General features: G+C 39.4%; 25 protein-coding genes and 1 tRNA gene. 9 read left to right on the top strand and 17 right to left on the bottom strand.

The window, feature by feature from the left end; all coding sequences use genetic code 11:
- Positions 1–91: 91 nt before the first annotated feature.
- From D0T87_RS18115 to ribD, 8 genes are all read right to left on the bottom strand, one after another.
- Positions 92–364 (bottom strand): DUF2007-related protein, encoded by a 273-nt coding sequence (locus D0T87_RS18115; protein WP_163176635.1) that lies wholly within the window; start codon positions 362–364, stop codon positions 92–94.
- A gap of 154 nt (positions 365–518) precedes the next feature.
- Complete coding sequence (gene murI, locus D0T87_RS18110; protein WP_163176633.1) at positions 519–1,361, bottom strand: glutamate racemase; 843 nt, start codon at positions 1,359–1,361, stop codon at positions 519–521.
- A 76-nt stretch (positions 1,362–1,437) separates the two neighbouring features.
- The gene (locus tag D0T87_RS18105; RefSeq protein ID WP_163176629.1) at positions 1,438–1,953 is read right to left on the bottom strand and encodes an OmpH family outer membrane protein; all 516 of its coding nucleotides are present in this window, start codon (positions 1,951–1,953) and stop codon (positions 1,438–1,440) included.
- A 61-nt stretch (positions 1,954–2,014) separates the two neighbouring features.
- Entirely contained in the window at positions 2,015–2,530 is a 516-nt protein-coding gene (locus tag D0T87_RS18100; RefSeq protein WP_163176678.1) for an OmpH family outer membrane protein, read from the bottom strand.
- A 24-nt stretch (positions 2,531–2,554) separates the two neighbouring features.
- Entirely contained in the window at positions 2,555–5,191 is a 2,637-nt protein-coding gene (locus D0T87_RS18095) for an outer membrane protein assembly factor (protein WP_163176627.1), read from the bottom strand.
- Positions 5,192–5,223: 32 nt separating this feature from the next.
- Complete coding sequence (locus D0T87_RS18090; protein ID WP_163176625.1) at positions 5,224–5,940, bottom strand: isoprenyl transferase; 717 nt, start codon at positions 5,938–5,940, stop codon at positions 5,224–5,226.
- Positions 5,941–5,948: 8 nt separating this feature from the next.
- A complete protein-coding gene (locus tag D0T87_RS18085) occupies positions 5,949–7,391 on the bottom strand; it encodes a DUF6242 domain-containing protein (protein WP_163176623.1) in 1,443 nt (480 codons plus the stop codon).
- Between the two features lie 134 nt (positions 7,392–7,525).
- The gene (ribD, locus tag D0T87_RS18080) at positions 7,526–8,572 is read right to left on the bottom strand and encodes a bifunctional diaminohydroxyphosphoribosylaminopyrimidine deaminase/5-amino-6-(5-phosphoribosylamino)uracil reductase RibD (RefSeq protein ID WP_163176621.1); all 1,047 of its coding nucleotides are present in this window, start codon (positions 8,570–8,572) and stop codon (positions 7,526–7,528) included.
- A gap of 47 nt (positions 8,573–8,619) precedes the next feature.
- Here ribD and prmC point away from each other — a divergent pair, with 47 nt between their 5' ends.
- From prmC to D0T87_RS18045, 7 genes are all read left to right on the top strand, one after another.
- Positions 8,620–9,453, top strand: a complete 834-nt coding sequence (gene prmC, locus D0T87_RS18075) for a peptide chain release factor N(5)-glutamine methyltransferase (RefSeq protein ID WP_163176619.1) — start codon at positions 8,620–8,622, stop codon at positions 9,451–9,453.
- Entirely contained in the window at positions 9,450–9,917 is a 468-nt protein-coding gene (locus D0T87_RS18070) for a regulatory protein RecX (RefSeq protein ID WP_163176617.1), read from the top strand. The genes prmC and D0T87_RS18070 overlap by 4 nt, the downstream gene beginning before the upstream one ends.
- 83 nt (positions 9,918–10,000) lie before the next feature.
- Positions 10,001–10,639, top strand: a complete 639-nt coding sequence (gene pyrE / locus D0T87_RS18065) for an orotate phosphoribosyltransferase (protein WP_163176615.1) — start codon at positions 10,001–10,003, stop codon at positions 10,637–10,639.
- 99 nt (positions 10,640–10,738) lie between these two features.
- Positions 10,739–11,149, top strand: coding sequence for an SRPBCC family protein (locus D0T87_RS18060; RefSeq protein WP_163176613.1), 411 nt, complete (start codon positions 10,739–10,741; stop codon positions 11,147–11,149).
- A 114-nt stretch (positions 11,150–11,263) separates the two neighbouring features.
- A complete protein-coding gene (argH, locus tag D0T87_RS18055) occupies positions 11,264–12,598 on the top strand; it encodes an argininosuccinate lyase (protein WP_163176611.1) in 1,335 nt (444 codons plus the stop codon).
- Between the two features lie 19 nt (positions 12,599–12,617).
- The gene (locus D0T87_RS18050) at positions 12,618–13,604 is read left to right on the top strand and encodes an aldo/keto reductase (RefSeq protein ID WP_163176609.1); all 987 of its coding nucleotides are present in this window, start codon (positions 12,618–12,620) and stop codon (positions 13,602–13,604) included.
- A 50-nt stretch (positions 13,605–13,654) separates the two neighbouring features.
- Positions 13,655–13,727 (top strand) — tRNA-Gly (locus D0T87_RS18045).
- A 534-nt stretch (positions 13,728–14,261) separates the two neighbouring features.
- Here D0T87_RS18045 and D0T87_RS18040 read toward each other — a convergent pair.
- Both D0T87_RS18040 and D0T87_RS18035 read right to left on the bottom strand, forming a co-directional pair.
- Positions 14,262–14,723 carry a transposase family protein gene (locus D0T87_RS18040; RefSeq protein ID WP_163176606.1) on the bottom strand — a complete coding sequence of 154 codons (462 nt, stop codon included), beginning with the start codon at positions 14,721–14,723 and terminating at the stop codon, positions 14,262–14,264.
- Between the two features lie 259 nt (positions 14,724–14,982).
- Complete coding sequence (locus tag D0T87_RS18035) at positions 14,983–15,702, bottom strand: hypothetical protein (protein ID WP_163176604.1); 720 nt, start codon at positions 15,700–15,702, stop codon at positions 14,983–14,985.
- A gap of 251 nt (positions 15,703–15,953) precedes the next feature.
- On the opposite strand from D0T87_RS18035, the gene D0T87_RS24700 reads away from it, so the two are divergent.
- Both D0T87_RS24700 and D0T87_RS18025 read left to right on the top strand, forming a co-directional pair.
- Positions 15,954–16,991 carry an IS1634 family transposase gene (locus tag D0T87_RS24700; RefSeq protein WP_163176602.1) on the top strand — a complete coding sequence of 346 codons (1,038 nt, stop codon included), beginning with the start codon at positions 15,954–15,956 and terminating at the stop codon, positions 16,989–16,991.
- Entirely contained in the window at positions 16,961–17,476 is a 516-nt protein-coding gene (locus D0T87_RS18025) for a transposase (RefSeq protein WP_239063757.1), read from the top strand. The genes D0T87_RS24700 and D0T87_RS18025 overlap by 31 nt, the downstream gene beginning before the upstream one ends.
- Before the next feature lie 442 nt (positions 17,477–17,918).
- Here D0T87_RS18025 and D0T87_RS18020 read toward each other — a convergent pair whose 3' ends face one another.
- The 7 genes from D0T87_RS18020 to D0T87_RS17990 form a co-directional block, all read right to left on the bottom strand.
- Positions 17,919–18,356 carry a hypothetical protein gene (locus D0T87_RS18020; RefSeq protein ID WP_163176598.1) on the bottom strand — a complete coding sequence of 146 codons (438 nt, stop codon included), beginning with the start codon at positions 18,354–18,356 and terminating at the stop codon, positions 17,919–17,921.
- Between the two features lie 13 nt (positions 18,357–18,369).
- Positions 18,370–18,846, bottom strand: a complete 477-nt coding sequence (locus tag D0T87_RS18015) for a DUF805 domain-containing protein (protein WP_163176596.1) — start codon at positions 18,844–18,846, stop codon at positions 18,370–18,372.
- Positions 18,847–18,851: 5 nt separating this feature from the next.
- Positions 18,852–19,574, bottom strand: coding sequence for a hypothetical protein (locus tag D0T87_RS18010; RefSeq protein ID WP_163176594.1), 723 nt, complete (start codon positions 19,572–19,574; stop codon positions 18,852–18,854).
- Between the two features lie 65 nt (positions 19,575–19,639).
- Positions 19,640–20,992 carry a hypothetical protein gene (locus D0T87_RS18005; protein ID WP_163176592.1) on the bottom strand — a complete coding sequence of 451 codons (1,353 nt, stop codon included), beginning with the start codon at positions 20,990–20,992 and terminating at the stop codon, positions 19,640–19,642.
- Between the two features lie 12 nt (positions 20,993–21,004).
- Positions 21,005–21,973 (bottom strand): hypothetical protein, encoded by a 969-nt coding sequence (locus tag D0T87_RS18000; RefSeq protein WP_163176590.1) that lies wholly within the window; start codon positions 21,971–21,973, stop codon positions 21,005–21,007.
- Positions 21,974–21,998: 25 nt separating this feature from the next.
- Entirely contained in the window at positions 21,999–23,078 is a 1,080-nt protein-coding gene (locus D0T87_RS17995; RefSeq protein ID WP_163176588.1) for a hypothetical protein, read from the bottom strand.
- Positions 23,079–24,599: 1,521 nt separating this feature from the next.
- A complete protein-coding gene (locus tag D0T87_RS17990) occupies positions 24,600–25,742 on the bottom strand; it encodes an IS256 family transposase (protein ID WP_370526906.1) in 1,143 nt (380 codons plus the stop codon).
- Between the last annotated feature and the right edge of the window lie 158 nt (positions 25,743–25,900).

Below are 25,900 nucleotides of genomic sequence, written 5' to 3'. Positions count from 1 at the left end.
TTTGTCGAATAGCGGCACCTTGCCGCAAAACAATGAACCCGAAACAAGTCGAACTTGTTCCGGGCGGGTATAGGGTTATTTCTCTAGTCTCTTATTCTAATTCCAGATCAACTTCTCCCTCTTTTTCTTTTTCTAATTCTCTGTTTCTCTCCTGGCTCTTAATGATTTCCGTAGCAGACTCATAATCGTCTTCATTTACCAGAATAGCTACTTCCGGACTGATATATGGTGCAAGCGTACCCATAATGCCATCCTTTACTATAGCTTCAATTCCACTACTTTCCAACAAACCTTTTGTAATTTCGGCTTCCCATGGAGAACCGGTAAATACTTCAACTAATAGGGTATCGTCTTTTCCTTTCATAAGCGTATGTATTAATCGGTTGCGTTATATACAAATATAACAAAATCCCGATACATATTGTTGCATCGGGAGAAAAATAATTAATAAAACAAAGGTTATCATCTCGCTGATGGTTTGCCACCCGCATGGAATCCTGCCAGTGGCGGCTCGCCACTTATTCAATGGTAATACGTTGTGCCGTTATTCTTTCGTTCAGGAAGATAGATGCAGATTCGCGGAATTTATCTTCTGACTCGGTGGTATAGAACCGGCATGAACCACCTTTGGTGCACTTCCCATCCATTTCGGGATGCCGGTGCAGATAATCTTTCAGGCTGGCTGCAACATATTCACCCTGCGAAACAACGGTCACACCATCCGGAACGAATCGCTTGATTTTATTTGCCAGCAAAGGATAGTGCGTACACCCCAGAATGATTGTATCTATCTTACGGTCTTTGTACATCAGGCTATCTATATCCTTCTGCACGAAGAAATCCGCTCCCAAACCATGTGCTTCGTTGTTCTCTACCAGAGGAACCCACATAGGACATGCCTGTCCATGCACTTCTATATCCGGGAATAACTTATGAATCTCCAAAGGATACGATTCCGATTTAATTGTTCCCGATGTGGCCAGTACCCCTACATGGCGGCTGTTGGTAATATTGCCGATGCATTCTACCGTTGGGCGGATAACCCCCAATACCCGGCGTTCCGGATCAATGCCCGGCAAATCATTAATCTGAATGCTTCTTAACGCCTTGGCCGATGCGGTATTGCAGGCCAGTATAACCAGATGGCACCCCATCTCGAATAGCTTGTTTACCGCCTGTAGCGTAAACTCATATACGATCTCGAATGAGCGCGTTCCATAAGGCGTGCGTGCATTATCCCCCAGATAAATATAGTCATACTCGGGCAATGCCTGCCGGATCTTACTTAAAATAGTAAGTCCACCATAGCCGGAATCAAATACTCCGATAGCACCCGGAAGTTTGGATAATTCTTCTTTCATAGCTTTAAAGAAAAACGCGGATGGACGCTGATTCGCTCCATCCGCGTTCTCCGCGTAATATATAATTAGCCTCTAATTATTTAATACCAACTCTGGTTTTCACTTTCGTTGTGATGTCAACGCTAAGCTTGTCATTAACGAAAGGAATATATGTTCTTGACAAGTCAAATACATATACCATACTTTCTTCCTGACCAACAGCTTTGATAGCATCTTCTACCTTCTTAGAGATAGGAGCCATCAGCTCTTGAGAAGTTCTTTGTAGTTCCTGATAAGCATCTTGTTGGAACTGCTCGCTTCTTTCTGCCATGTCTTGAATTTCTTTTTGTCTTCTCTCCTGGATATTTGCAGGCAGGCTACCTTCCTGTACAGCTTGTTGGAATTCCTGGTATTTCTTTGTCAGTTCTTCATTGGTTCTCTGCATCTCATCTTTGTATTTGTTTTCCAAAGCCTGGATATCAGAAACAGCTTTAGTATATTCAGGCATCAGAACGATAATTTCCTGAGAATAAACATGACCGAACTTAACAGTTTGTGCAAACACACCCATTGGGATAATAAGCATGATTACGAGCGCAATTTTCTTTAGCATAGTCTTATAATTTACTTTTTTAATGATAATGTTCTTAATAACAGCGTACAAATGTATGAAATTAATTTGAATATCCTAATTTTGATAGGACTTCATTGCTTATATCAATACGTGGCGAGGCAAAGATAATACTTGTGGCCGTAGCTCTGTCAACCACAACCGAGTAGCCTTTCTGTTCGGCTATCTCTTTAACCGCTTCGTAGATATCATCCTGAATGGGTTGCATCAGCGCTTGCTGGCGTTTGGTCAATTCACCTTCAGGTCCAAAGTATTTGCGTCTGAGTTCGCTCACACCCTTTTCTTTCGAAATAACCTCTTCTTCCTTTTTGGTTCTTTGCTCGTCGGATAAAGAAGCATATTTGGACTGATAATCTTTATAGGTATTTTGCGCTTCCTGAGACACTGTTTCGATTTCGTTCTGCCACTTCTGTGACAGTTCATTCAGTTGCTCATTAGCAAGTCCGTAAGCAGGTATCTTTTCCAAGATATATTCCATGTCAATCAATGCATACTTCTGTGCGTTTGCTGTAACACTTACGGCAAACATAAGAAGGAGGAACAGAATAGATTTTCTCATCATGTTTAGTTTTAGTGATACAAATTAGAATTCCTGACCTAAGATAAAGTGTAACTGCGAGCCGCTATATTGCTTGCTGCCGTTGATCTTGTCGAAACCATAAGCCCAGTCGATACCCATCATACCGATCATTGGCAGGAAGATACGAACGCCGACACCAGCCGAACGTTTCAGGTCGAACGGATTGAATTTACTTACATCGCTCCATGCGTTACCCGCTTCAAGGAAACCAGACATATAGATACTTGTTGTAGGTTCCAGCATAAGTGGGTATCTCAGTTCAAGTCCGAGGCGGGAATAAGCGTAACCCATTGAACTACGGTTAGGTGTCAAAGCACTGTTTTCGTAACCGCGTAGCGCAACACTTTCAGTTGCATAGCTGGAATACCCTGTCATACCGTCACCCCCTACGTCGAAGGTTTCGAAAGGAGATTTCTTATTCTTATTATAGTGTCCCAGCAAACCGTATTCTACGCGTGTCATGATAACCAGTGGCTTCTTGGCAGCACTCAATGCAGTATATGTTTTGGATTTGAATTTCCATTTGTGGTATTCAACCCATTTGTGCATCTTGTTAACGTCTTCCTGTTTCGAAAGGTCATATTTGCCATAGTCTACTCCATCAAACAAAGAATAAGGAGGCGTTGCCTGTACAGAGAATGAGAACTCAGAACCGCTACGTGGGAAGATCGGGTAGTCAATAGAACTTCTGCTCAACGTAAAAGCCAGACTGATATTGTTACAGTTACCATCTGTTACAGGGAAATAAATCCATTCACTCAGAATGTACTTCTGGTAAGAAAGCTCGGCAGATAAAGTAAAGTAGTCATCCGGCCATTTCAGACGTTTACCCCAGCCCAATGCAAGTCCGAACATCTTGATTGATTTATCCGGGTCGTAATAGTTCTCATAGTTATTATAACCATAGTTATATGAACCATATCCACCGTATCCGCCATAGTAGCTGTTGTATGCGTTATTCATATAAGCATCGTTATAATAACGGCTACTGATATCAGATTGCAATGAGAAGAATGCCGATACAGAGAATGAGTTCGGACGTTTTCCACCAAACCAGGGGTCGAAGAATGAGATACTATAAGATTGATAGTAGTCGGCATTCGTTTGTCCGCTGATGGTTAATGTTTGTCCGTCTCCCTGTGGCAAGATACCACGGTAGTTGTCGGTTTTCTTCACCAGGTTGCCTATAGAGAAGTTGGTGAACTTCAAACTTAACTTACCGATAATACCTGTCTGTCCCCAACCCGCAGAGAATTCTACCTGGTCGTTTGCTTTGGAAACAAGGTCATAGCCAATGTTTACCGTACCGTTAACCTGGTCAGGTTGGATGTCGGGTTGTATGTTTTCCGGGTCGAAGTGTCCCATCTGCTGTATTTCACGCATAGAACGCATCAGGTCTTCCTTGCTGAAGAGTGCTCCCGGACGGGTACGAAGTTCACGACGCACAACGTTTTCGTACAAACGGTCATTACCATTTATCGTGATTTTGCTGATTGTAGCCTGATTACCTTCGTAGATTCTCATTTCAAGGTCGATGGAGTCGCCTACAATATTCACTTCTACCGGATCAAGGTTGTAGAACAGGTATCCGTTATTATAATATAGGTTACCAATCGCATCATCGTCTGTGCTTATACGTTCATCCAATAATTTCTGGTTGTACACATCGCCTTTCTTCATACGAAGCAGGTAGTTCAGTTGATCCGATGGGTACAATGTATTACCTACCCAGGTGATGTTGCGGAGATAGTATTTATCGCCTTCTTCCAGTTCCAGGAATACATCTACTGTTCTATTGTCATAGTTGGTAACACTATCTACTATAATACGTGCATCCCGATATCCCAACTCATTATATTTATCAATAATTCGTTGTTTATCCGCTTCGTAGTTTTCGTTTACGAATTTCTTGGTACGGAAGAAGTTCACCAGTTTACCTTTTTCGTTGGTTTTCTTCATCACCCTCTTCAACTTGGAAGTCTTAAGAGCTTCATTACCAACGATTGTAATCTGGTTTACTTTTACTTTCTCATGCTTATCGATATTAACATCTACAAGAACCTGGTTCTCATTGCTTGGATCGTCTTTCTGTGCAATCGTTACTTCGGCGTTCTTAAACCCTTTATCGTCGAAATAGCGTTTGATAAGCGTTTTTGCACGGTCTATAAGGTTCGGCGTAATCTGGCTGCCTTTTACCAGTCCGAGGCGGGCTTCCAGATCCTGGCGTTCCGATTTCTTCACCCCGTTATAGCGGATGTCTGAAATACGTGGGCGTTGCGCCAACTTAATCTTGAGATATATCTTATTGTCTTCAATCTTCTCGGCGGTGATTTGTACGTTCGAGAATAACCCGTGGCGCCAGTAGCGTTTGATCGCCTGGGTGATTTCGTCACCAGGTACGGTAATGGTCTGTCCAACCGAAAGGCCCGATAGCCCGATCAGGACGTAATCTTCGTAATTCGTGACTCCCTCTACACTAATGCCACCAATTTCATATTTCTTAGGTGTACCCGAGTATAAAATGACCGGTTTAGGTGTTTCGTCGTCAGTAGTCGCCTCTACATCCTGTGCGGTTGCCGTAGCGGCAAAGCAAAACAGGCAGATGAATGCTACGAATATAAAAGAATAACGATAGTGCATCTATATTATGATTTTAGTTACTATGCTTTTGATTAATTGACTTGCTCACTGGTTTTACCAAAACGGCGTTCACGGCCTTGATAATCTTCGATTGCCTTATAGAAAGCTTCTTCTTTGAAATCAGGCCAGAACGTATCACAAAAATATAACTCGGAATAAGCACATTGCCATAATAAATAATTGCTTAACCGTAGTTCTCCGCCAGTCCGTATTAATAGGTCGGGGTCTGGCATGAAGCTAGTGCGGAGGTGAGATGCTAAAATATGGCTGTCTATGGCATCGACAGACATTTTTTCTGCTTGTACCTCACGTGCAATTTGTTTTGCAGCCTCTGTAATTTCCCAACGTGAGGAATAACTTAAGGCTAAAACCATGCACATGCCATCATTGTGGGCCGTATTCTTTATGCAGGAATTAAGGCTGTTCTGTACATCGGCCGGCAATTTGTCTATCTCGCCGATCACCCGGAAGCTTATGTTGTTCTTAAGGAAGATTTCTTCTTCCAAAGAATTGACCAGTAGGTTCATTAGTGCTGAAACCTCATCTGAAGGGCGGTCCCAGTTCTCTATTGAAAATGTATAAAGCGTAAGGTATTTGACTCCTAACCTTGCAGCAGCTTCGGCTATTGTGTGGACGGTTTCTGCACCAGCCTGATGACCAAAACTACGTTCTTTCCCACGCTGTTTCGCCCATCGGCCATTACCATCCATGATAATTGCGATATGCTGAGGTATACGGTCTAAATCCATGCCGGTTTTTACTGTTTGTCGAAGGTTACTCTGTTCAGCTTACCTCTCCAGACTTCATCTGAATAAGAATCTCCCTTTCCCCAACCCATCCAGATGTAGTTGTCCTTATCAAGGGTTATTGCATATCCTTTTCTTCCTTTAAACTTGCTTACGCCCTCATCATTGGGAAATAGGAATCCTCTTTCGATTTTTGTCCACACCATTCCGTTGATTGATGTGTATATGGTAGAAAAGTCATTCTCGGAATCCGAACCATATGCACCACCAAAGGCGTAAAGAGTATTTCCATAATATAATATGGTGGGTTCTTTCCATTTAGGTAAGGAGTATTTTTCGGTGGTTTCCAAAGGTGCCCAGTCTGTACCATCTTCACTGAACCATGGGGTAGTGGCGGTGGCATCATCTGATGGAGTTCCAATCAGCATTGCTTGTTGTCCGCCTGTAAGAGTGGTAAATGATTTTGTAGCCGATAGTTTACCTGCCGGGAAGCCTGGTGAGCCATTAAGCGGTTTTGGTACAATTTGTCCTCTTTCCCATATGAGATTTCCTGACTCATTAAGTGTGGCTGTGGCAAATGACCTGCCATGTTCATCTTCTATAATTCCTGCAATCGTCTTATCTGCCTCTTTGTTATTCTTATCGGTGAAGACCGTGATGAATGTTTCTATGGAAACAGGTGACGAGAATTTTTCTGATGGGAACTGGCTAGGTACGGATGTCCAGGTGGCGCCATCTTCAGAACGATATGTCGTTTGTCCGTCTGTAGTATAAAGTGCATCTTTAAATACAAGGGTAGATTCAATATTCAGCCCTGTATTTGGTAAACCTGTATATGAAATAGACTCCCAGTTGTTTGTCGATGGGCCCTTATATATCTGTAAATTTGCACCATCAGATGCGAACATCAGAACATTGCTGCCTAAAGAAACCATTTTAGTTCTTTGGGTGCTGCTAACCTGTCCTCCCGAGAATGAATTAGTGTAAGATGTTGTTCCCCATACCAACGAGTCCGGATCAACCTGATGTCTATTCACCCAGATTTTATAGGTTTTCTTTGTTTCCCCATTTTCGGCATGTACCTCAAATTCAAGTGGTTTTACGGTAATCCTGCCATCTTCATAAACCATTGTTTGTTTGAAATCTACAGAGTCATTCGGATTAAATATGGTATCACCTGTAAGAATCCATGGCGTATTAGCCGACATTGTTGTAACCAATATCTTATTGATAATGGTGTCGGAACCGTAAGGTACGGAGTCTTGATTGTAAATCTCTCCTTTAATCTGGTCAATTGTAAATTTGTAACTTACGCCATAAATCTTATCTATTCCGAACGCTGTAATTGTATCGTCCGATCCTAATTCATAGTTATTGTCTGAATCCAGGCATGAAGTGATTGCAAGCGATAGGATGAAGAAACTTGCGATTATAGCTAAAAACTTTATTTTCATTTGGGGTGACTATGTTATTTACAAGGTGCAAAAATAGGAACATTTTTCTCTATATTAAACAATGCAGGCAAGTTTTATATAAAATTATAGATAATACGGGCGATTTCCTCGATGAAAAGTATAATATAAGGGGGTTATCGGGCATTTTCCCTGGTATAATGAAGCGTGTAAATACCGAAAATCTTTTCAATAAAATAACGGTTCGGGGAGCCGATTTTAGGTGATTTAACACCTGATACCAACTCGCTTTCGCTTCTTTCTACATAGATTTCATCCCAAAGTTCATCGTCAATGAATGACTGTAATAGCCGACTGCCTCCTTCGACCAGCAGTGTTTGTATCCGCCGGTGGTTGAGATCGGCCATGATTTGGGGAAGTAGGGGCTTTTCATGGTTCAATGTGAGATATTCTACATGGGCTGTGTCCGGATGTTCTTTTAGTGTATAAACCAGTGTGGGTATATTCCCATCAAAAAGATTCAATGATCGTCTCAGACTCAGATGTTTATCAAGTACAACGCGAAGTGGGTTTTTGCCGTACCAGTTGCGTACGTTGAGTGACGGATTGTCTAGTGTTGCCGTATTGGTTCCTACCATAATGGCGTCTGCTTCGGCTCTTTTTTTGTGGACCAACATGGAGGTATGGTCTGTTGATAGTTTGGCAGCCGTTCCGTCTGTGCGGTTGATGTCTATAAATCCGTCAGCAGATTCGGCCCATTTCAGTATGATGTATGGGCGGTGGAGCGTGCTTGCTGTAATGAAATGACTGATGAGTTTGCGGCATTCCTCTTCCAATACGCCCACAACAACTTCCCGTCCGGCTTCCCGCAGCTTTTGTATGCCTCTTCCGGCTACTTTTATAAACGGGTCCTGGCAGCCGATTACAATTCTTGGGATTTGCTTTTCGATGATAAGGTCAGCGCAAGGCGGTGTTTTACCGTAGTGCGAACAGGGTTCGAGGCTTACATATATGGTCGATCGTTTCAAGAGTGATTCATCTTTTACGGACCGGATAGCATTGACTTCGGCGTGTGCTTCGCCACATCTGATATGGTATCCTTCGCCGATGATTTTACCATCACATACAATAACCGCACCTACCATGGGGTTGGGTGAGACGTTGTTCTGCCCGTTTCTGGCTAGTTGAATGCAGCGCCGGATGTAGATTTCATCTTCTTTCATCTGTTCTATTCTTGTAAAAGAGTTATCTTTGTGATTCGAAAATCAAAATGAACCATATTGTAGCCTATATTACTGATTCTTTGCAGGGGCTTTATCCTCGCCAAGAGTTGCAAAGCCTTGCTATGATCGTCTGTAAGGACCTGCTTGGTCTGGATGATATAGACATCTACTTGCGCAAAGATATTAAATTATCCGATAATCAGCAGTGCTTGCTGGAGCAGACTGTTAAACGATTAAAAAATCATGAGCCTATCCAATACATACGTGGAACGGTTGATTTTTATAGATTATCTTTTCATGTAGAACCGGGCGTACTTATTCCCCGGCCTGAGACGGAGGAGCTTGTTGACCTTATCCTGAAAGAGAATTCCGGTCCGGTTCGGGTACTTGATATTGGTACGGGCAGTGGTTGTATCGCTATCTCACTGGCTAAGCATTTGCCCGATGGGCAGGTGGATGCCTGGGATGTTTCTGATAAAGCACTGGCTGTCGCCCGGGGTAATGCCGGCCGTTTGGGCGTTTCTGTAAACTTTGCTCAGGTAGATGTACTTGGCGTTGAAAATGAAGATGATAAGTATCACATCATTGTTAGCAACCCTCCTTATATTGCTGAAAAGGAAAGAGGGACCATGGATAAGAATGTGTTGGATTGGGAGCCGGACCAAGCATTGTTTGTTCCCGATCATGATCCTCTATGTTTCTATCGCCATATTGCACAACTCGGATTGAATATGCTTGTGTCGGGAGGCAGGCTTTATTTTGAGATCAATCAGGCGTATGGACCCGAAACATCTGAACTGTTGAATGCATTAAATTATAAAGACGTTCAACTAATAAAAGATTTATTTGGAAATAACAGAATGATAATAGCAACCAGATGAGTACAATAACAGAAGAAGCGGCATTAAGGCGTATGGCTAGCTATTGTGCCAAAAGTGAGCACAGCCGTACCGATGCGTATGAGAAATTTAAAAGATGGGGATTTAGTGGTAAAGTCATCGACGGAATGTTGGAGGCTCTGGAAACCGGTGGTTTTATTGACGACGAGCGCTTTTGCCGGAGTTTTGTGAACGATAAGTTTCGTTTTAACAAATGGGGCCGTCTGAAAATCGGGCAGGCATTAGCTCTGCACAAAATCCCATCCGATATTGCCCACCGCTATTTGAGCGAGATTGACGAAGAAGAATATGTGAATGTTCTGCAAAAGTTGATCAATACTAAAACGCGTAGCGTACAAGGTAAAAATGAGAGGGATAAAGATGCTAAACTAATCCGCTTTGCGGCCAGCCGTGGCTTCGAAATGCGATATATTAAACAATGTTTAGGAGCATTGGATGATGAGTAGTCTAAAAAAGATACGTTTTTTCTTTTCCCAATTCATTCTATTTCTTTATTTTTGCATCTAATATTATCATAGTTCGATTAGTTATGAAGAATTTAGAGAGAATTTTTGCAGAGAAGTTATTGAAAATTAAAGCGATAAAACTTCAACCGGCCAATCCATTTACCTGGGCTTCCGGATGGAAATCACCGTTCTACTGTGATAATCGCAAAACACTTTCTTATCCCTCTCTTCGTAATTTTGTGAAGATTGAAATTACACGCCTCATATTAGAACGATTCGGACAGGTGGATGCTATTGCTGGTGTGGCAACCGGTGCTATCCCTCAGGGGGCTTTGGTGGCCGATGCTTTGAATCTTCCGTTTGTGTATGTTCGTTCTACCCCTAAAGATCACGGATTAGAGAACCTTATCGAAGGCGAGCTTCGCCCCGGAATGAAAGTTGTGGTTGTTGAAGACCTTATCTCTACCGGCGGAAGTAGCCTGAAAGCTGTTGAAGCTATTCGTCGCGATGGTTGCGAAGTGATTGGTATGGTGGCTGCATTTACGTATGGTTTCGATGTTGCAGTAAAAGCTTTCAAAGACGCTAAGGTGCCTTTGGTAACGCTAACCAACTACGAAGCTGTTCTTGAGGTTGCTTTACGCACCGAATACATTGACGAGGATGATGTAAAAACACTGGAAGAATGGCGTAAGGACCCTGCTCATTGGGAACCGCGCAATTAATAGATATAAAATAAACGTTTTGCATAGAGGCACATAGGCACAGAGTTACTTCTCGGAACCCTGTGCTTGCGTGTCTCTCTATGTTTTATAAAGATTATTATGAGTAAATTCGAAAGTAGTGTCAAGGTCATTCCGTTCGGTCAGGAACGTGTGTATGATAAACTGTCTGATTTGAATAACCTGGAGTCTGTAAAAGACCGGATTCCGGCAGACAAAGTACAGGATATGAGCTTTGACCAGGATACCCTGACCTTTAATGTATCGCCCGTAGGTGAGATCACACTAAGAATCATTGAACGTGAACCACATAAATGCATTAAGTTTGAAACAACGAAATCGCCCATGCCTCTGATGCTATGGATACAGATTGTTCCAGTTTCAGAAGAGGAGTGTAAGATGCGTTTGACCGTTGATGTAGATATCAATCCTTTTATGAAAGGCATGATTCAGAAACCATTGCAAGATGGGCTGGAAAAGATGGCCGATATGTTGGCTTTGATACAGTATTGATTCAGTAGCTAGTAGCTAGAAGTAAGTAGTAAGGTTCTGTCTTTACCGTGCAAGAGCCATAAGCCTGACTTCTAGCTTCTAGCTACTAACTTCTAACTTCTAACTACTGAGAAAATGAAACTTTGGGAAAAGAATGTTCAGGTAAATAAAGAGATAGATCGTTTTACCGTAGGACGTGATCGTGAAATGGATCTATATCTGGCAAAACATGATGTTATGGGCTCTATGGCGCATATCACCATGCTGGAAAGTATAGGCTTACTGACATCCGAAGAGTTGCAGGCTTTGCTTGCCGGACTTAGAGATATCTACGCTGAAATAGAAAAGGGCGAGTTTGTTATTGAAGATGATATAGAAGATGTACATTCTCAGGTGGAACTTCTTTTGACTCGCCGTTTGGGCGATGTGGGTAAGAAAATCCATAGCGGACGTTCGCGTAATGATCAGGTTCTACTCGACTTGAAACTCTTTACCCGTGCCCAGATCAAAGAGATTGCAGAAGATGTAGAAACTCTTTTCCAGGTACTGATTGACCAAAGTGAGAAGTATAAGAATGTATTGTTGCCTGGATATACACATTTGCAGATCGCAATGCCATCATCTTTCGGGCTTTGGTTTGGTGCTTATGCAGAAAGCCTTGTCGACGATATGATGTTCTTGCAGGCTGCATATAAAATGTGTAACCGTAATCCTTTAGGCTCTGCTGCCGGATATGGTTCCTCGTTTCCGTTAAACCGTACGATGACCACCGAACTGTTGGGCTTCGACTCCATGAACTATAATGTAGTTTATGCACAGATGGGGCGTGGTAAGATGGAGCGGAATGTGGCCTTTGCCTTGGCCAGCATTGCCGGAACCATCTCTAAACTGGCATACGATGCTTGTTTATATAATAGCCAGAACTTTGGTTTCGTGAAGCTTCCCGACGAATGTACCACAGGTTCGAGCATCATGCCTCATAAAAAGAATCCTGATGTGTTCGAGCTTACGCGTGCAAAATGCAACAAACTTCAGGCACTGCCCCAGCAAATCATGATGATTGCTAATAATCTTCCGTCCGGCTACTTCCGCGACTTGCAGATCATCAAAGAGATATTTATTCCCGCTTTTGAAGAATTGAAAGATTGCCTGCGCATGACTGCCTATATCATCAAGGAAATGAAAGTGAACGAACATATTCTTGATGATGATAAATACCTGCTGATTTTCAGCGTGGAAGAAGTGAACCGTCTGGCTCGCGGAGGCATGCCATTCCGCGATGCATATAAAAAAGTAGGTCTGGATATCGAAGCGGGTAATTTCTCGCACGATAAACAAGTTCATCATACGCACGAAGGCAGTATTGGCAATTTGTGCAATGAGGCAATCAACCTGCTTATGCAGAATGTAATTGACGGTTTTGATTTTTGCCGTGCAGAACAGGCGGAGACAACTTTGTTAAATTCATAACTCATAACTTATAACTCCCATGTACAACCCTTCTGAAACCCGCTATTCCGGAAAGATGTTGTATCAATATTGCGGCAATAGTGGTTTAATGTTACCTCGTATTTCATTAGGTCTTTGGCATAACTTCGGCGATGTCGACGATTTTGGCGTTGCTACCGATATGATTAAATATGCTTTCGATAATGGGGTGACTCATTTTGACCTGGCCAACAATTATGGTCCCTCTCCCGGTTCTGCCGAAACAAACTTCGGGCGAATCCTGAAAGAAAACTTCTCCGGCTATCGCGATGAGATGATTATTTCCTCGAAAGCAGGGCACGAAATGTGGCCTGGTCCTTATGGCGACAGAAGTTCGCGTAAAAACCTTATGGCAAGCATTGATCAGAGTCTGCGGCGTACAGGTCTGGAATATTTTGATATATTTTATAGCCATCGTTATGATGGGGTGACTCCTGTAGAAGAAACGATACAGGCGTTAATTGATATTGTTCGCCAGGGTAAGGCGCTATATGTTGGTATATCTAAATACCCTACCGATAAGGCTCGTGTGGCTTATGAAATGTTGAAATCGGCTGGTGTTCCTTGTCTGATTCATCAGGACCGGTACAGTATGTTTACCCGTGAGGTGGAAGATGGTACGTTGCAGTTGGCGCATGAATATGGTTGTGGGTTTATTGCTTTCTCGCCATTGGCACAAGGATTGCTGACGGATAAATACCTGCATGGTATCCCTGAAGGTTCCCGTGCTGCCCGGTCTACCGGATTCCTGAAACGCGAACAGGTGACGGAAGAAAAGGTAGAGGCCGTTCGCCGCTTAAATGAAATTGCTAAACGCAGAGGGCAGACGTTGGCTCAGATGGCTTTGGCCTGGGTGCTGAATCATGAGTTTGTGACTTCCGTTATTATCGGTTCAAGCTCAGTCCGCCAGTTGTCCGACAATCTGGATACATTGAACAGACTTGATTTTTCTGCGGAAGAACTCCAGGAAATTGAGAAAATACTATAGAAAAGTTTGGCGGGTAAATGAAAACCTTTTATCTTTGCACCCGTTAAAACGCGAAAGTAGCTCAGTTGGTAGAGCATAACCTTGCCAAGGTTAGGGTCGCGGGTTCGAATCCCGTCTTTCGCTCGAACCTAAAAGGACATTTTAGAGAAAAATAAGGAAATAGCCTCCCAAATAGTTAATTTGAGAGGCTATTTTTTTATTTTTTCCATCCTAAAGGACAATAGAAGGTCATATAAAGACAATGGATGGATGTTAAATCGGTACCTGTTTAAATACAAAGAGAATAGTACCGATTTCCATCATTAGTCTTTCATTTGTCCTACCATGTATATGTAATATTTGCCTGTGTATCTGGAAATAAAAATAAAGTACCAAATGGGCGTGATACAACATATCACTAAATGGGAAAAATGCAGGTAGTCGAAATTTTCGACTACCTTGTAGTAGTTATTTCCTCTAATATTGCTTACTTAATGGATAAAAGGCAGATTTACAACTTTTGTAGTTCTTTCAAAGTTAGGTGGCCCATTGTCATCGCCTCCTTTTAATGGTTATTATATTTTTCATTCTGATTGGATACGTGAGAGGATTGAGCTATGCAGTCTTTCTTTAGTTACAAAGGATGATTTCGCTTTTTTATATTAGACATTATATAGATTAAAGTTTTACATACCTGATTCTTTGCGTTATTCTAAAGTTGTGTAATCCGCAAGCTAATAGAATCACCATATCTTCAAATTCGAATTTATGGCATCTAAATCGTTCTTTGACAATACGACATTTTTTCACTCCCCCGATAGCATGTTCCACTTTGATACGAATACCAGAAATACGTTTGTTTTCTTTCTTCTGTATCTCTGTGAGTTCTTTCCCTTTAGGTTTCTTGATAGGCATGCATACCTGGACTCCTTCGGGTTTGTGCCCGACGAACCCGGTATCCTGCCATAATCTATACCTTTGGGGAGATTTAATGGCTGTGTGCCCATATTTCGATTTCCAATAATGGAAACAGGATACGGAGTAAGCCTCATTCTCACAAAAGTCTTTGATGGTGAGTCCACTCTGTTGCTGGCGGTCAAGAATTGACAGAAAATCTTCTTTGCTCATTATGTGTCTCATGATCTACTTTTTTAATTGCAAAGTAAGAGACATCCGGACAGTAGGGCAACGGGTACTTTATCGGGTGCTTACGATATAACATTGATAAATAGTGATAAACCCAAGGTGGTCAAAATTTTCGACCACCTTGAAAAGCTAGCATTTTATCTAACAATTCTACACCAATGAGTGAAAGAATTCAGTATACATCAAGCCTACCTGATACGAATTATTAAGAGTATAAAAAGGGAAAAGTGGGTTCCATTGTTGATATATTTTTTTATTCTTCAGTCAGAGTTGGACTCATATCCCCGTCTTTCTTATTTTCTAATTCCACTTTAATTCTTTCATACCTTTTCTGTCTAAAAAACTTTTTTAAACAAATATACGTATATAATATTATGCTGAACATAATCAGAATAATCATGAAAGTAGCTATATATCGTACGAATTTAGAGAAATCTTTAAAAAATACAATATCAAATTTACAGTATCCGTTACTATCGTGAATATAAAATGCAAGTGAGTGACATGGGAAACGATTAATTACCCGACCCTTAAAATGTAGTGTTAGATAGTCTTCCTTTTCGAAGCTTTTATCTCCCGTTGGGAGTAGATGTTTTTTAGTTTCATTATTTATTGAATAATGAAACTGGTGATGATGCTTTTTTCGATCTTCAATATTACTTTCCAATAATATATCACATTTAAGAGCATGCCTTAAACTGTCGAAAGTAATTATTGTTTCACTTTGGTGTGTACCTAATGCATATTCATAATAAACCGGGATAATAATATCTGACGATATATCAAACAGTTCCGTATAGTTTTCTTCAAGCGGAAAGAACCTGCCATGTCTTTCTCCAAACCGACGTTTAAGGATCGGATAGATATTAATTTCTTTTCCTGTAGTGGGTGATATTTCATAATTTTTTCCTCCAAAATAATAAAAGGTATTGAAATACGGACTTTTATTGAACCTGCTGATAATATTTTCCAAGTCTTTTTTTGAAGTGGGAGTAATACTTTCATGTATATAATCAGAGAAAANATATATGAATAATGAGGAGATTTATTTATATTTACTGTCTGATCATTACAGCTATATTCTTCTAGAATATTTTCAAATAATTTTACAAAATCTGTTTTCCTGTTTTCGACACTTTGCTTTTTCCATTTTCCATCTATCTATAATACAGTCATTTAACTTTTAAAATTTGCTTATTTGGGTGTCCCGCCTTATTTTTGTGGATGTTTATCCGAAAGAAGAAGAATAAATCAGGCAGCACCAGTATTCAAATCATATCTAAAGAACGTGGTGGCTATCGAGTTTTGGAGAGTGTTGGTGTGGGTCGAAGCGAACAAGATATTTCCACCTTAATGCTTAAAGCCCGCAGCCTGCTGAAACAGCTACAAGGCAATCTCGATCTATTTGTTGACGAAGAAGAATCGGTCTATGAGTTGATATTATCCAACCTAAGCAATGATCATATACAAGTTGCCGGTCCAGAGTTGATTTATGGCAAACTCTTCGACAAGATAGGCTTTAACAAGATAGAAGAGCCAATGTTTCGTCATTTGGTTATAACGCGGCTCTATAATCCGGGCAGTAAACTAAAGACAATCGATTACTTGCGTAATTATTTGGGGATACACAAAGACATCCAAGAGGTATATCGATTTTTAGATAAGCTTAATAATCGTCTGAAGGAACAAGTCGAAGACATCAGCTATGCTTATACGACAACGGTTCTAAAAGGATCTCCCGGCGTTGTGTTTTATGATATGACTACTCTTTATTTTGAGGCTTCGGATGAAGATGATCTACGAAAGACCGGCTTCTCAAAAGACGGCAAACATCAATGTCCTCAAATCTTTCTGGGTCTTTTGGTAGGCTATGGAGGCAATCCCATTGGTTATGACATATTTGAGGGCAATATTTTTGAAGGGCACACACTCATTCCTGTCCTGGAAAAGTTCGAGAAACGCTTTTCTTTAAGCAAACCGATTGTAATAGCCGATTCGGGGTTATTGTCCAAATCCAACATCCAATTATTGGAAGAAAAGGGTACGAATACATCCTTGGTGGTCGTCCAAAAAACGAGACTGAGCGTGTTAAGGCGCAGATATTATCCTTGTGTTTATCCGATGGAGATTGCACAGTTATTAAAAAGACAGAAACGCAACGCATTATCGTCTCACTTTCGCAGAAACGAGCGGATAAAGACGCACATAACAGAAGCAAAGGGCTTAAGAGATTGGAGAAGAAAATCAGTTCGGGAAAGCTAACCAAGTCCAACATCAACAATAAAGGCTACAACAAGTACTTGAAAATGGAAGGAGAAGTCCTAATAAAAGTTGATTATGAGAAATATTACGCTGATGCCAAATGGGATGGATTAAAAACATTTATCACCAACACCAAGCTCTCATCGGATAAAGTAATAGAGAACTATGCACATTTATGGTTCATCGAAAGAGCCTTCAGGATGAATAAGACCGATTTAAGAATCCGTCCAATCTATCATCGTCTAAGGAATAGAATAGAGGCACATATTTGCATTTCATTTACGGCATACAGCATCTTGTTAGAATTGGAAAGAATATTAAAGGATTGCAAATCAAGAATATCATTAAAACATGCCGCTGAACTTACCAAGAGAATGTATCAAATAAACATAATGCTCCCATCTTCAGGAAAAACAAAACAATACCTATTAAATATGGACAAAGAGCAAAAAGAGCTATACGCAATTATACTCAAAAATTCATAGGGTGTCCCATTGGCGAAAACAGGAGGTATTGAAATACGGACTTTTATTGAACCTGCTGATAATATTTTCCAAGTCTTTTTTTGAAGTGGGAGTAATACTTTCATGTATATAATCAGAGAAAAAATATATGAATAATGAGGAGATTTATTTATATTTACTGTCTGATCATTACAGCTATATTCTTCTAGAATATTTTCAAATAATTTTACAAAATCTGTTTTCTGATTATTGTCTTTGTCATCTTCATATTCTTTTATAAAGGAAAAAATCTCTTCCAAAGTATATGGCTCATCTTTTTTAAATGTTTTAGACGTAATAGGGTTTTTACCAAAGCAAATAATGCTAATTTCGTATTTTTTCTCTACACTGGCTACAAAATCCAGCAGTTTAAACTTATAAATATCATATTCTTTTAATTGAGGATTAGTACCGTTGATAGGTTTTATTTTTCGCAGAAAACGCTTACAAGGTTGGGCCTGATGTGCTTATTAAATTCCTGTGAGATATCTACTCTGGATTCTTTTTTATAAATCCGTTTTAATACATTCTCAAGCTGCCAGTCTGATTGTGTAATAACATCATTGTCTATTGAAATTACCAATTCGGCTATGGCGGTTAATGGGAATAATTCCCAGTAATATCTAAATGCAATTTTTAAATTGAACGCCTTAAGGGTAAAGAACAAGAATAAAGAAACTACAAAAGATAAGATGAAAACAAAATAAAAGTTAGATGATTCTTTTTTCAACTCTGAAACAAGTATAAAACCAAAAATGAATATTAGAATAAGAAAGACAATTTTCCATACGGGATGCCCCCATTCAAGCTTTGGCTCGTTCAGGTTACGAATAGGGGGAGAATTCCATTGATCTCGTTTCATTATCGGGTATTTTCTATTTTTTGTTTTTCATTTGGTCGAAATACTGAACTACTTTCTGAGGTCTTGGGTCAATACCATAATTATTCTGACCATTGGTTCCGGGAATAAATGTTATTAAAATATTATATACAGGTAGGAGGAAATACCAACCGCTTTTGTTAGTGTCATGCATCCGTTTTGCTCCCTGTATCAACACGAAAATAATTGAGAGGACAGGCAAAATGATATTGTTGAATACCTCAAATATATTATATGTTATCAGGAATGTTTTGTTCCTTACCTCTCCTCCGCCAATTTCCAGCCAACGCAGATACTCAGGGAAAGCGTAAAACCCCATGATAAAATTGGAGATAATTAACAGGCTGATTGCAAAAAACAATCGTAAAAAAAAACTTCTCCTTCTTACCCGCCCTTTAGTAAGAAAATAGCTTACTTCATCGTTGCCCGATTTGGGTGTTTTATACTTGTAAATATTCTGAGCTTTTTCCATAATATTTAATAAATGCCTTTATCTTCATTGCCTCTGATTCTTACTTCCTTCTGGTCTTTTTTATCGACTTTACTGTAATACAAATCTTTAACAGCCTGATATTGTTTTCCCAAAGCTTCTGCACTCTGTTCACAGGTATTAATACTTATCGTAGAGAGGTGAAGCTCGTCTATACGACGGATAAGATTTCTCCTAACTTTCTTCGGCACCTGAACAGTTTTGCTTACATTGGTGGGTTTTTGCAGGATATAAACCGACACGTTGCCTTCATCGTAACCACTGCTTTCATTTCTCCACCAGTTTTTAAGCCTTAATATAAAAGTATGACTACTTTCAGGAGGTATATCAATATACCTTGTCGTTGGTTTTATATCGCTCCATTTCTCATTTTTTTCGTTATATTCCTTACCTGATATTCTTGCCGCAAAAGAGTTGGTATATTCTCTATTGTTATTTTTTATCGTAATAAAGTGTACTACCTCCTGTCCATTAATTTTTCCTTTGGAATCTTTTTTATATTCTCTTTTTAGCTTATGCTCCACTACCGAATAAGACACTAGTGTATCTACAAAAACGGTAGTATTGTCCATTGTATCCTTTGTTATATAGTAATCTTCGAAACGCGTTATCCATTCTGCTTTTTCTATTTCTACCTGTTTGCAGTCTCCTGCACAGGAAATTAATAGAAAAAGCGGAGATACGAAGATTAATTTGATTGCTGATTTCATTGCTGATTCCACATAATAATTATATAGTAAGTTGTATGTATAAGACCTGATTGTCAAACTTATTTTTAAGGCATTGCAATCGTATATTCTTGTTCGCCTAATAAATTATCATTCAGAAAAGCTTGAATAACAATTTTCGTATTTTCTCTAAGTTTTTGCCTTTCCTGTTGATTCACTACTAACTTTCCATTTTTCTCCATATATACCAAATTTGCTAGTTCATTTGGAATAATTTGAAATACAAGGTCACTTATTCTAGTCGTTGTACCTTTAGGTTTTATACTATCTTGTGATAGAATTGTATAATATTTTCCCATCTGATTAAGTGGTTTAAAATTTACCGTTGTGGCAGGCTTGGCAGTAGCCAGAGCATGAGTACCACTAGTACCAGTACTATTAACCACACCACCATCCCCAGACTCAGTGCTATCTTTTTTTTCTTCACCAGCACCTTTCTCTTTTTCTCCATCTTTATCAGCCTTTTCCTGACTCCCTGCCGTAGCTTCCGTAGGAGGTTTGCTGTTTTTGTTAAAGGAGATCCACTTATCCAGAGAGGTACTTGTACCAAAAAAAAATGCTATGAAAAGAATCATATAAACTGCCGAAGTAACTATAAAGATTTTAGTTCTTTGACTTACCTGTTTTGTCAGTTTATTAAGCTTATCATTTAATTCTTTTAAGTCATCCTTGTCTTTTGAAGTACCACCTGTAGGCGCACCACTATTCATTTGAGGTTTGGTTGCCATCGGTTTTCCCTGAAGTTTTTCGGATATTGGAGGTTCCTCTGCTTCAACCCCTTTTAACGCATGTATGCATTCATCTGCTTCTTCGAATGGTGCCCTGTTCAGTATATCTTTGAAAAGTTCTTTGTTTGTAGAGAAATAAATGTCTTTACAATTATAAATCCTATCATTTAAAGAATCTATTCCATTGAAATTTTCCAGATAAAATAAGGTCAGTTTATTATCGAGAGGTTTCGGCAATTGGTCAGAAGTCTGGAAGTTTGATAAAATCCCTACTACATCTGGTTTGTTTATTGTTTGGTCAAACTCAGTAATATCAATTAAATTGAGTGCTTTGAAACTCATATCCTGACCGGATAATGCAATCTCTTTAAAATCTTTGAGTAAAGATTGTAATAAAGAAAAGTTATCGCTAGACAACTTAATCGGTCTGTGAAACTTAACACATACGCCAATAACAACACCTTGTCTTACTGTCTGGTATGGATTAGCATAGCCATACAGTTCAAGATAATAGCTTCCGTTTTTGAAGAAGTAGTGTAATACTTCATCATTTACAAAAGGTATTTTAATACGAGGTTCGTACTGTACTTTATCGCTATACCCACTTTCCGTAATTTCATACCTTTCAAAACTCTGTGGCTTTCCGTAAAAAATAAGACTATTGCTTGTCATGCATTTCTTTTATTAATATCCGAATAATTTTGCTAACCAACTCTTTGAATCAAGTGATTTGTTTGTAGCCAGTTTGTACAAACTGCACCAGAAGTTATGCGGATAGTCGTTGGCAATACGTCTAATCAAAACTACCGGTTGACCATTTCTGTCTCTCGTATCTTCCAACACGCCAACAGAATATTCTCCGAATGCAAACTGATGTTTATCCCTTCCTTCAATTTCCGTGTGCAAGGCGGGTCTATGCGATTTGATATAAGATTCTGCATCTTCTTTTTTTGCGTTAATATTTTTATCCCATTGGGATACCACTGCAATGTATTTTGCCTGCTGATATAGCGGATTGAACCCGTTTTTATCTTCGGAGATATAACTCAGGAAGTTTGCAAACAAAGAGTTTTCCTCGGCATGCCCTAACCTCGAATCATAAGGTGTAATCAGGCAAAAGATAGGTTTGGTTAACCTGCATGCTTTGAATATGGCTGTAATTTTAGGATTGAGGTTGTTTCGCTTGTCTGCCCTAAAGTTTCGGAGGTCTTCACCAGCAAGATCAACAAAAGCAAGTTTTAATTCGGGCAACTTATTGCTACTTGGCTTGAGGTTGATACCAATTAGATCCAGAGTTCCCGATGCAGTAACAGGGTACGCTGCTTTATCATCGAAGTATTTTATCATAGTGTCTCTGGAAAGGTTTCCCTGCTCAAAAGGATAGGCAGACAATGAATTACCGTTCCATTTCTTATCCGAATTCCTTTCGGCATAGTACATTAGTGAAGACAGGAATAACGACTTGCCAGCAGCAGGAAATCCGATAGGAATAACAATCTGCCGTTTTTCTTTGATGAATTCATCAAAGATATTAATGATTTCGTTTTCACCTAAAGTATCCAGGTCAATCCTGAAAGTCTCCTGTTCGTCAACAACAGGAGTTGTCTGTTGCTGATCGCTTCCTTTTCTGAAAAAATTTTCTGAACTGCTCATCTCTCTCTATTTCTTTTATTAATTATCATTTATTAAAATTCCTGTTTTTTCCGAATAATTGTTCCCATAAAGTGATTTTTTCACCTTCGTCATCGTCCTTTCTTCTTATTAATATATATACAGCCAACGGTACAATTAAGTCTATAAACAGACACAGCAAAATCATTGCCCAAGTATCGATATGTCCGATACGCTCCCATATAGAACTAAGAGTATGGGCTATACGTCCCAAATTACGAGTTTTGGCTTCTTTCAATCTCGGATATATTTCCTTACCGCTTGCTTCGTTGATCTTGATAGTAGCATCGTCAAGGCTTGTCACCAGATTTTGCATTGTATTAATCTGCGGGTGTGTTTTTACCGCCTCTAATGGTATGCGCGAATCATCGGCTATAATTTCTTTCAGCAGTAGCGAATAGTTTTCGTTTACTACTTCCAGTTCCTGTATACCTGTATAAAGTTTATCGGCGTTCGATACATTTCCTGCGGCAACCTGCTGCACTACATAGTTGCGGATTTCTGCATCTAATAAATCACTGTATCTTTTTGCGATCTGGTCGCGCTCTTCTTGTGTACTGCCTACTACAAGGTTTTTTTTCAGCTGACCTCCTGTTATCGCGTTAAACTGATTTAAATAATCAGCAGCACGCGGTCCGAAACCTGCCTGCCCTTTTACTTCATCCAGTATCTGATCTTTCAGGGTGTACAATTTACTTACATTGGAAATTGTACCCGAGTTATCAATCATATTAATACGGTGTGTAAACGTGTGGAGCGTATCGTTCAGCGCAATAGCCTCTTCTTTTACCAACTGGCGACCTAGGTAGGAAGGATAAAAGTAGTTGAGGTTAAATACAATGAAAAATCCGGCACAGGCGAGGTAAAACACAAGGGCTATCTTTTTACCTGATACCGCAAAGAAGTAACAGATCAGCAGCAACATCAGAATAATTAGTGCAATAAAGATGCTTCCGTAATCAGATTCAAAAGGTCTCATCTCCTTTAAGCCTAAATGAGAATGCCAGAAACCAACAGCAAATGTTGTCAAACTCAATACTACGGCTCCTATACGTACAATAGGGGGAATTTGTTGTTTTGTTTTCATATATAGATAATTTGTTTTCAGATTTAAACTCCAGAATAATAAGAGATTAATGTTTTATGTTTTTCTTACTGTCAAAAGTAACGGTTATGTTCTTAAGTTAGAATTGACATTATTTTACTTTTATATGATTTCCATACTATATTTTCATTTCATTTAAAATGTAGCACTTAACCCAGGTTTTCATTATAGCCCAATTAATTAATAATTAGAAATAAATCACCAAATATATGCAAAAAAATAAATTATAACAATTAATTTATAAAATTTACTTAAGAGTCTGTTTAAATTTTAATGAAATAAAATAATAAAGGGCTTCTGACAGGTTGTTATTTGAAGTAACTAAACAAAAAAGAAATGTACCTAACAAACTCCCAACAGAAAAGCAAGGAACGGAAAAATGGAGTAATTGATTGACTATCAGAAACGATTGGTTTTGAGTGTATCGGGTTGTCGAATTGCAAAAATACCGTTTTGAGCGGATTGCGGCAAACAATCCGTCTCTATTGGCTTGTCTTATTTAGACAGTGTAATTGCAGATGAAGGCCTATCATTGGTTTCGACTGTACACTTTAAAATACATGATTTTATGTATTCACTATCTATAAGTAGGAGAAAGACCGGTTATAGGATAAAATTCAAAAACAATACTTATAAACCAAAAAACAACAATTTTGGACTTAACCGATGATAGAGCGTTAAGACTTACTTTGTGTATTATTAGTTATCCAACAACTGATAAACAAGGAAATGTATATATTAAAATGACAGATACTAATACAGTTTATGGATTTATGCTTGCATCTCAACAAATTTGTAGAAGTGAAAACGTAGAAATTAGCATCCAAAGCAACAAGAATTCTATGATTAACTTGCAACGGAAAAAATAGAAACCAGATAACAAAAGAATTGGGCATACTAATAAAGACATTTGTTAATCAATAATTTGGCAGATTGAAAAAAAGAGTGTAATTTTGAACCCGAAAAGTAAGACAGACATTAGATAACATCTGTAGGACAATTCGAGACAGAAAAAAGGTACTTAATCGGTACCTGTTCTTTGATAAAGTTTGAAATGTATTGTATACTAGCGATATAGCGTAGATGGGTCAAAGTCCCGTCTTTCGCTCGAACCTAAAAGGACACTTTAGAGAAAAATAAGGAAATAGCCTTCCAAATTGATTGTTTGGGAGGCTGTTTTTTTGCTTTTCTCCATTGTAAGGGACTATAGAGAGTCATGTCAAGGACAATGAATGAACATTATATCGGTACTTGTTTAAAAACAAAGAGTGCGGTACCGATTTCCATCACTGGTCCTTCATTAGTCCTACTATGTACTTAGTTAGAATATACACATGAAATGGTTCGCACATCAAATAAGTTGAAAAAAGCAGAGGTGGTCGAAACTTTCGACCAGGGCGTGTAAGTAGAACTGTGTCAGCATGTTTTTCTTTTTAAATCCTCACTGCTCGGGGATTGCCCCGCGGCAAGGGGCGGGAGCACCCGTCCCGACGAGCGACAAATTTACAGTATTCTAAACCGTTCTCCAAACTTAATGGCTAATTGTCCTGCAATTATGGCCCAGTTTGCCAAGGACATCGTCCATTTCTTACGTATATTCCTATAGGCTAAATAAACGAGTTTTTCCAATGATGTATCGTTCGGGAAAACTCCTTTATTTTTAGTGACCTTACGTAGCTGGCGATGATAACCTTCAACCGTATTGGTGGTGTAAATCATTCTTCGGATAGCTTCGGTATATTCAAAATAAGCAGATAAACGTTCCCAATTATCCCTCCAGGATTTAATGACAATAGGGTATTGTTCTCCCCATTTATCCTGAAGAGAATCCAGATTAACCTCTGCTGTTTCCTTATTAACTGCACGATAGACTGTTTTTAAGTCTTTGAGAAATTCTTTCTGATGCTTGCTGCCTACATATTTATAGGAGTTACGGATCTGGTGGACAATACAGAGTTGAACTGTGGTGTCAGGAAAAACACTGGATATAGCATCAGCAAAACCTGTCAGGTTATCAATACAGGCAATAAGAATATCTTCAACTCCACGGTTTTGAAGATCAGTCAGTACTGATAGCCAATAGTTAGCTCCTTCACTCTTAGAGATATACATACCCAAAACATCCTTATGACCATCCTTGTCAATGCCAATTATATTGTAAATAGCCCGGGAAACGGCACGACCCGATTCATCCATAACCTTATAATGGATAGCATCCAGCCAAACAATTGCATAGACGCGTTCTAAAGGACGGGAACGCCAGGACTTTATCTCGGGTAAAACACGATCGGTGATGGAACTTATCGTATCAGCAGAAACACGATTACCCAGGTTCTCTTCCATCCAGTCACTAATCTGCCGTGTACTATTACCTAAAGCATACAATCCGATAATACGATCAGCAACACTTTCTGCTAAAATAGTTTCGCGCTTCTTGATAAACTGAGGTTCAAAAGAAGAAGTACGATCACGAGGGGTAGAAACAGTAACCTCACCCAAAGGAGTCTGAACCTGTTTGTCCATCCTGCCGTTACGACGATTACCCAAATTACGCTCAGCATCGCTTAAGTGAGCATCCATCTCACCTTCTAAAGCTGCATTTAAAATACTTTCAAGTAAAGGAGCAAAAGCACCATCTTTACCCAATAAAGATTTACCAGACTTTAATTGTTATAAAGCCTTGTTCTTAATACTTTCAAAATCAAATTCTGCCATAAAAAAACTGTGTAAGCGAAGTTAATAATTTATTTCTTTGCTGACACAGTTTAAATTACAGCCTCTTCGACCACCTTATAATACTCTTT

Origin of the sequence: Bacteroides sp. 51 (assembly GCF_010500965.1) — a bacterium.
Taxonomy (GTDB): Bacteria; Bacteroidota; Bacteroidia; order Bacteroidales; family Bacteroidaceae; genus Bacteroides.
The sequence above is the reverse complement of the archived record's forward strand: the minus strand, read 5'-3'. Positions and strand labels throughout refer to the sequence as shown.

Excerpts from the sequence above, each read along its gene's own strand:
- D0T87_RS18115 (WP_163176635.1), bottom strand. The coding sequence starts at position 364 with ATGAAAGGAAAAGACGATACCCTATTAGTTGAAGTATTTACCGGTTCT.
- murI (WP_163176633.1), bottom strand. The coding sequence starts at position 1,361 with ATGAAAGAAGAATTATCCAAACTTCCGGGTGCTATCGGAGTATTTGAT.
- D0T87_RS18105 (WP_163176629.1), bottom strand. The coding sequence starts at position 1,953 with ATGCTAAAGAAAATTGCGCTCGTAATCATGCTTATTATCCCAATGGGT.
- D0T87_RS18100 (WP_163176678.1), bottom strand. The coding sequence starts at position 2,530 with ATGAGAAAATCTATTCTGTTCCTCCTTCTTATGTTTGCCGTAAGTGTT.
- D0T87_RS18095 (WP_163176627.1), bottom strand. The coding sequence starts at position 5,191 with ATGCACTATCGTTATTCTTTTATATTCGTAGCATTCATCTGCCTGTTT.
- D0T87_RS18090 (WP_163176625.1), bottom strand. The coding sequence starts at position 5,940 with ATGGATTTAGACCGTATACCTCAGCATATCGCAATTATCATGGATGGT.
- D0T87_RS18085 (WP_163176623.1), bottom strand. The coding sequence starts at position 7,391 with ATGAAAATAAAGTTTTTAGCTATAATCGCAAGTTTCTTCATCCTATCG.
- ribD (WP_163176621.1), bottom strand. The coding sequence starts at position 8,572 with ATGAAAGAAGATGAAATCTACATCCGGCGCTGCATTCAACTAGCCAGA.
- prmC (WP_163176619.1), top strand. The coding sequence starts at position 8,620 with ATGAACCATATTGTAGCCTATATTACTGATTCTTTGCAGGGGCTTTAT.
- D0T87_RS18070 (WP_163176617.1), top strand. The coding sequence starts at position 9,450 with ATGAGTACAATAACAGAAGAAGCGGCATTAAGGCGTATGGCTAGCTAT.
- pyrE (WP_163176615.1), top strand. The coding sequence starts at position 10,001 with ATGAAGAATTTAGAGAGAATTTTTGCAGAGAAGTTATTGAAAATTAAA.
- D0T87_RS18060 (WP_163176613.1), top strand. The coding sequence starts at position 10,739 with ATGAGTAAATTCGAAAGTAGTGTCAAGGTCATTCCGTTCGGTCAGGAA.
- argH (WP_163176611.1), top strand. The coding sequence starts at position 11,264 with ATGAAACTTTGGGAAAAGAATGTTCAGGTAAATAAAGAGATAGATCGT.
- D0T87_RS18050 (WP_163176609.1), top strand. The coding sequence starts at position 12,618 with ATGTACAACCCTTCTGAAACCCGCTATTCCGGAAAGATGTTGTATCAA.
- D0T87_RS18040 (WP_163176606.1), bottom strand. The coding sequence starts at position 14,723 with ATGAGACACATAATGAGCAAAGAAGATTTTCTGTCAATTCTTGACCGC.
- D0T87_RS24700 (WP_163176602.1), top strand. The coding sequence starts at position 15,954 with ATGTTTATCCGAAAGAAGAAGAATAAATCAGGCAGCACCAGTATTCAA.
- D0T87_RS18020 (WP_163176598.1), bottom strand. The coding sequence starts at position 18,356 with ATGAAACGAGATCAATGGAATTCTCCCCCTATTCGTAACCTGAACGAG.
- D0T87_RS18015 (WP_163176596.1), bottom strand. The coding sequence starts at position 18,846 with ATGGAAAAAGCTCAGAATATTTACAAGTATAAAACACCCAAATCGGGC.
- D0T87_RS18010 (WP_163176594.1), bottom strand. The coding sequence starts at position 19,574 with ATGAAATCAGCAATCAAATTAATCTTCGTATCTCCGCTTTTTCTATTA.
- D0T87_RS18005 (WP_163176592.1), bottom strand. The coding sequence starts at position 20,992 with ATGACAAGCAATAGTCTTATTTTTTACGGAAAGCCACAGAGTTTTGAA.
- D0T87_RS18000 (WP_163176590.1), bottom strand. The coding sequence starts at position 21,973 with ATGAGCAGTTCAGAAAATTTTTTCAGAAAAGGAAGCGATCAGCAACAG.
- D0T87_RS17995 (WP_163176588.1), bottom strand. The coding sequence starts at position 23,078 with ATGAAAACAAAACAACAAATTCCCCCTATTGTACGTATAGGAGCCGTA.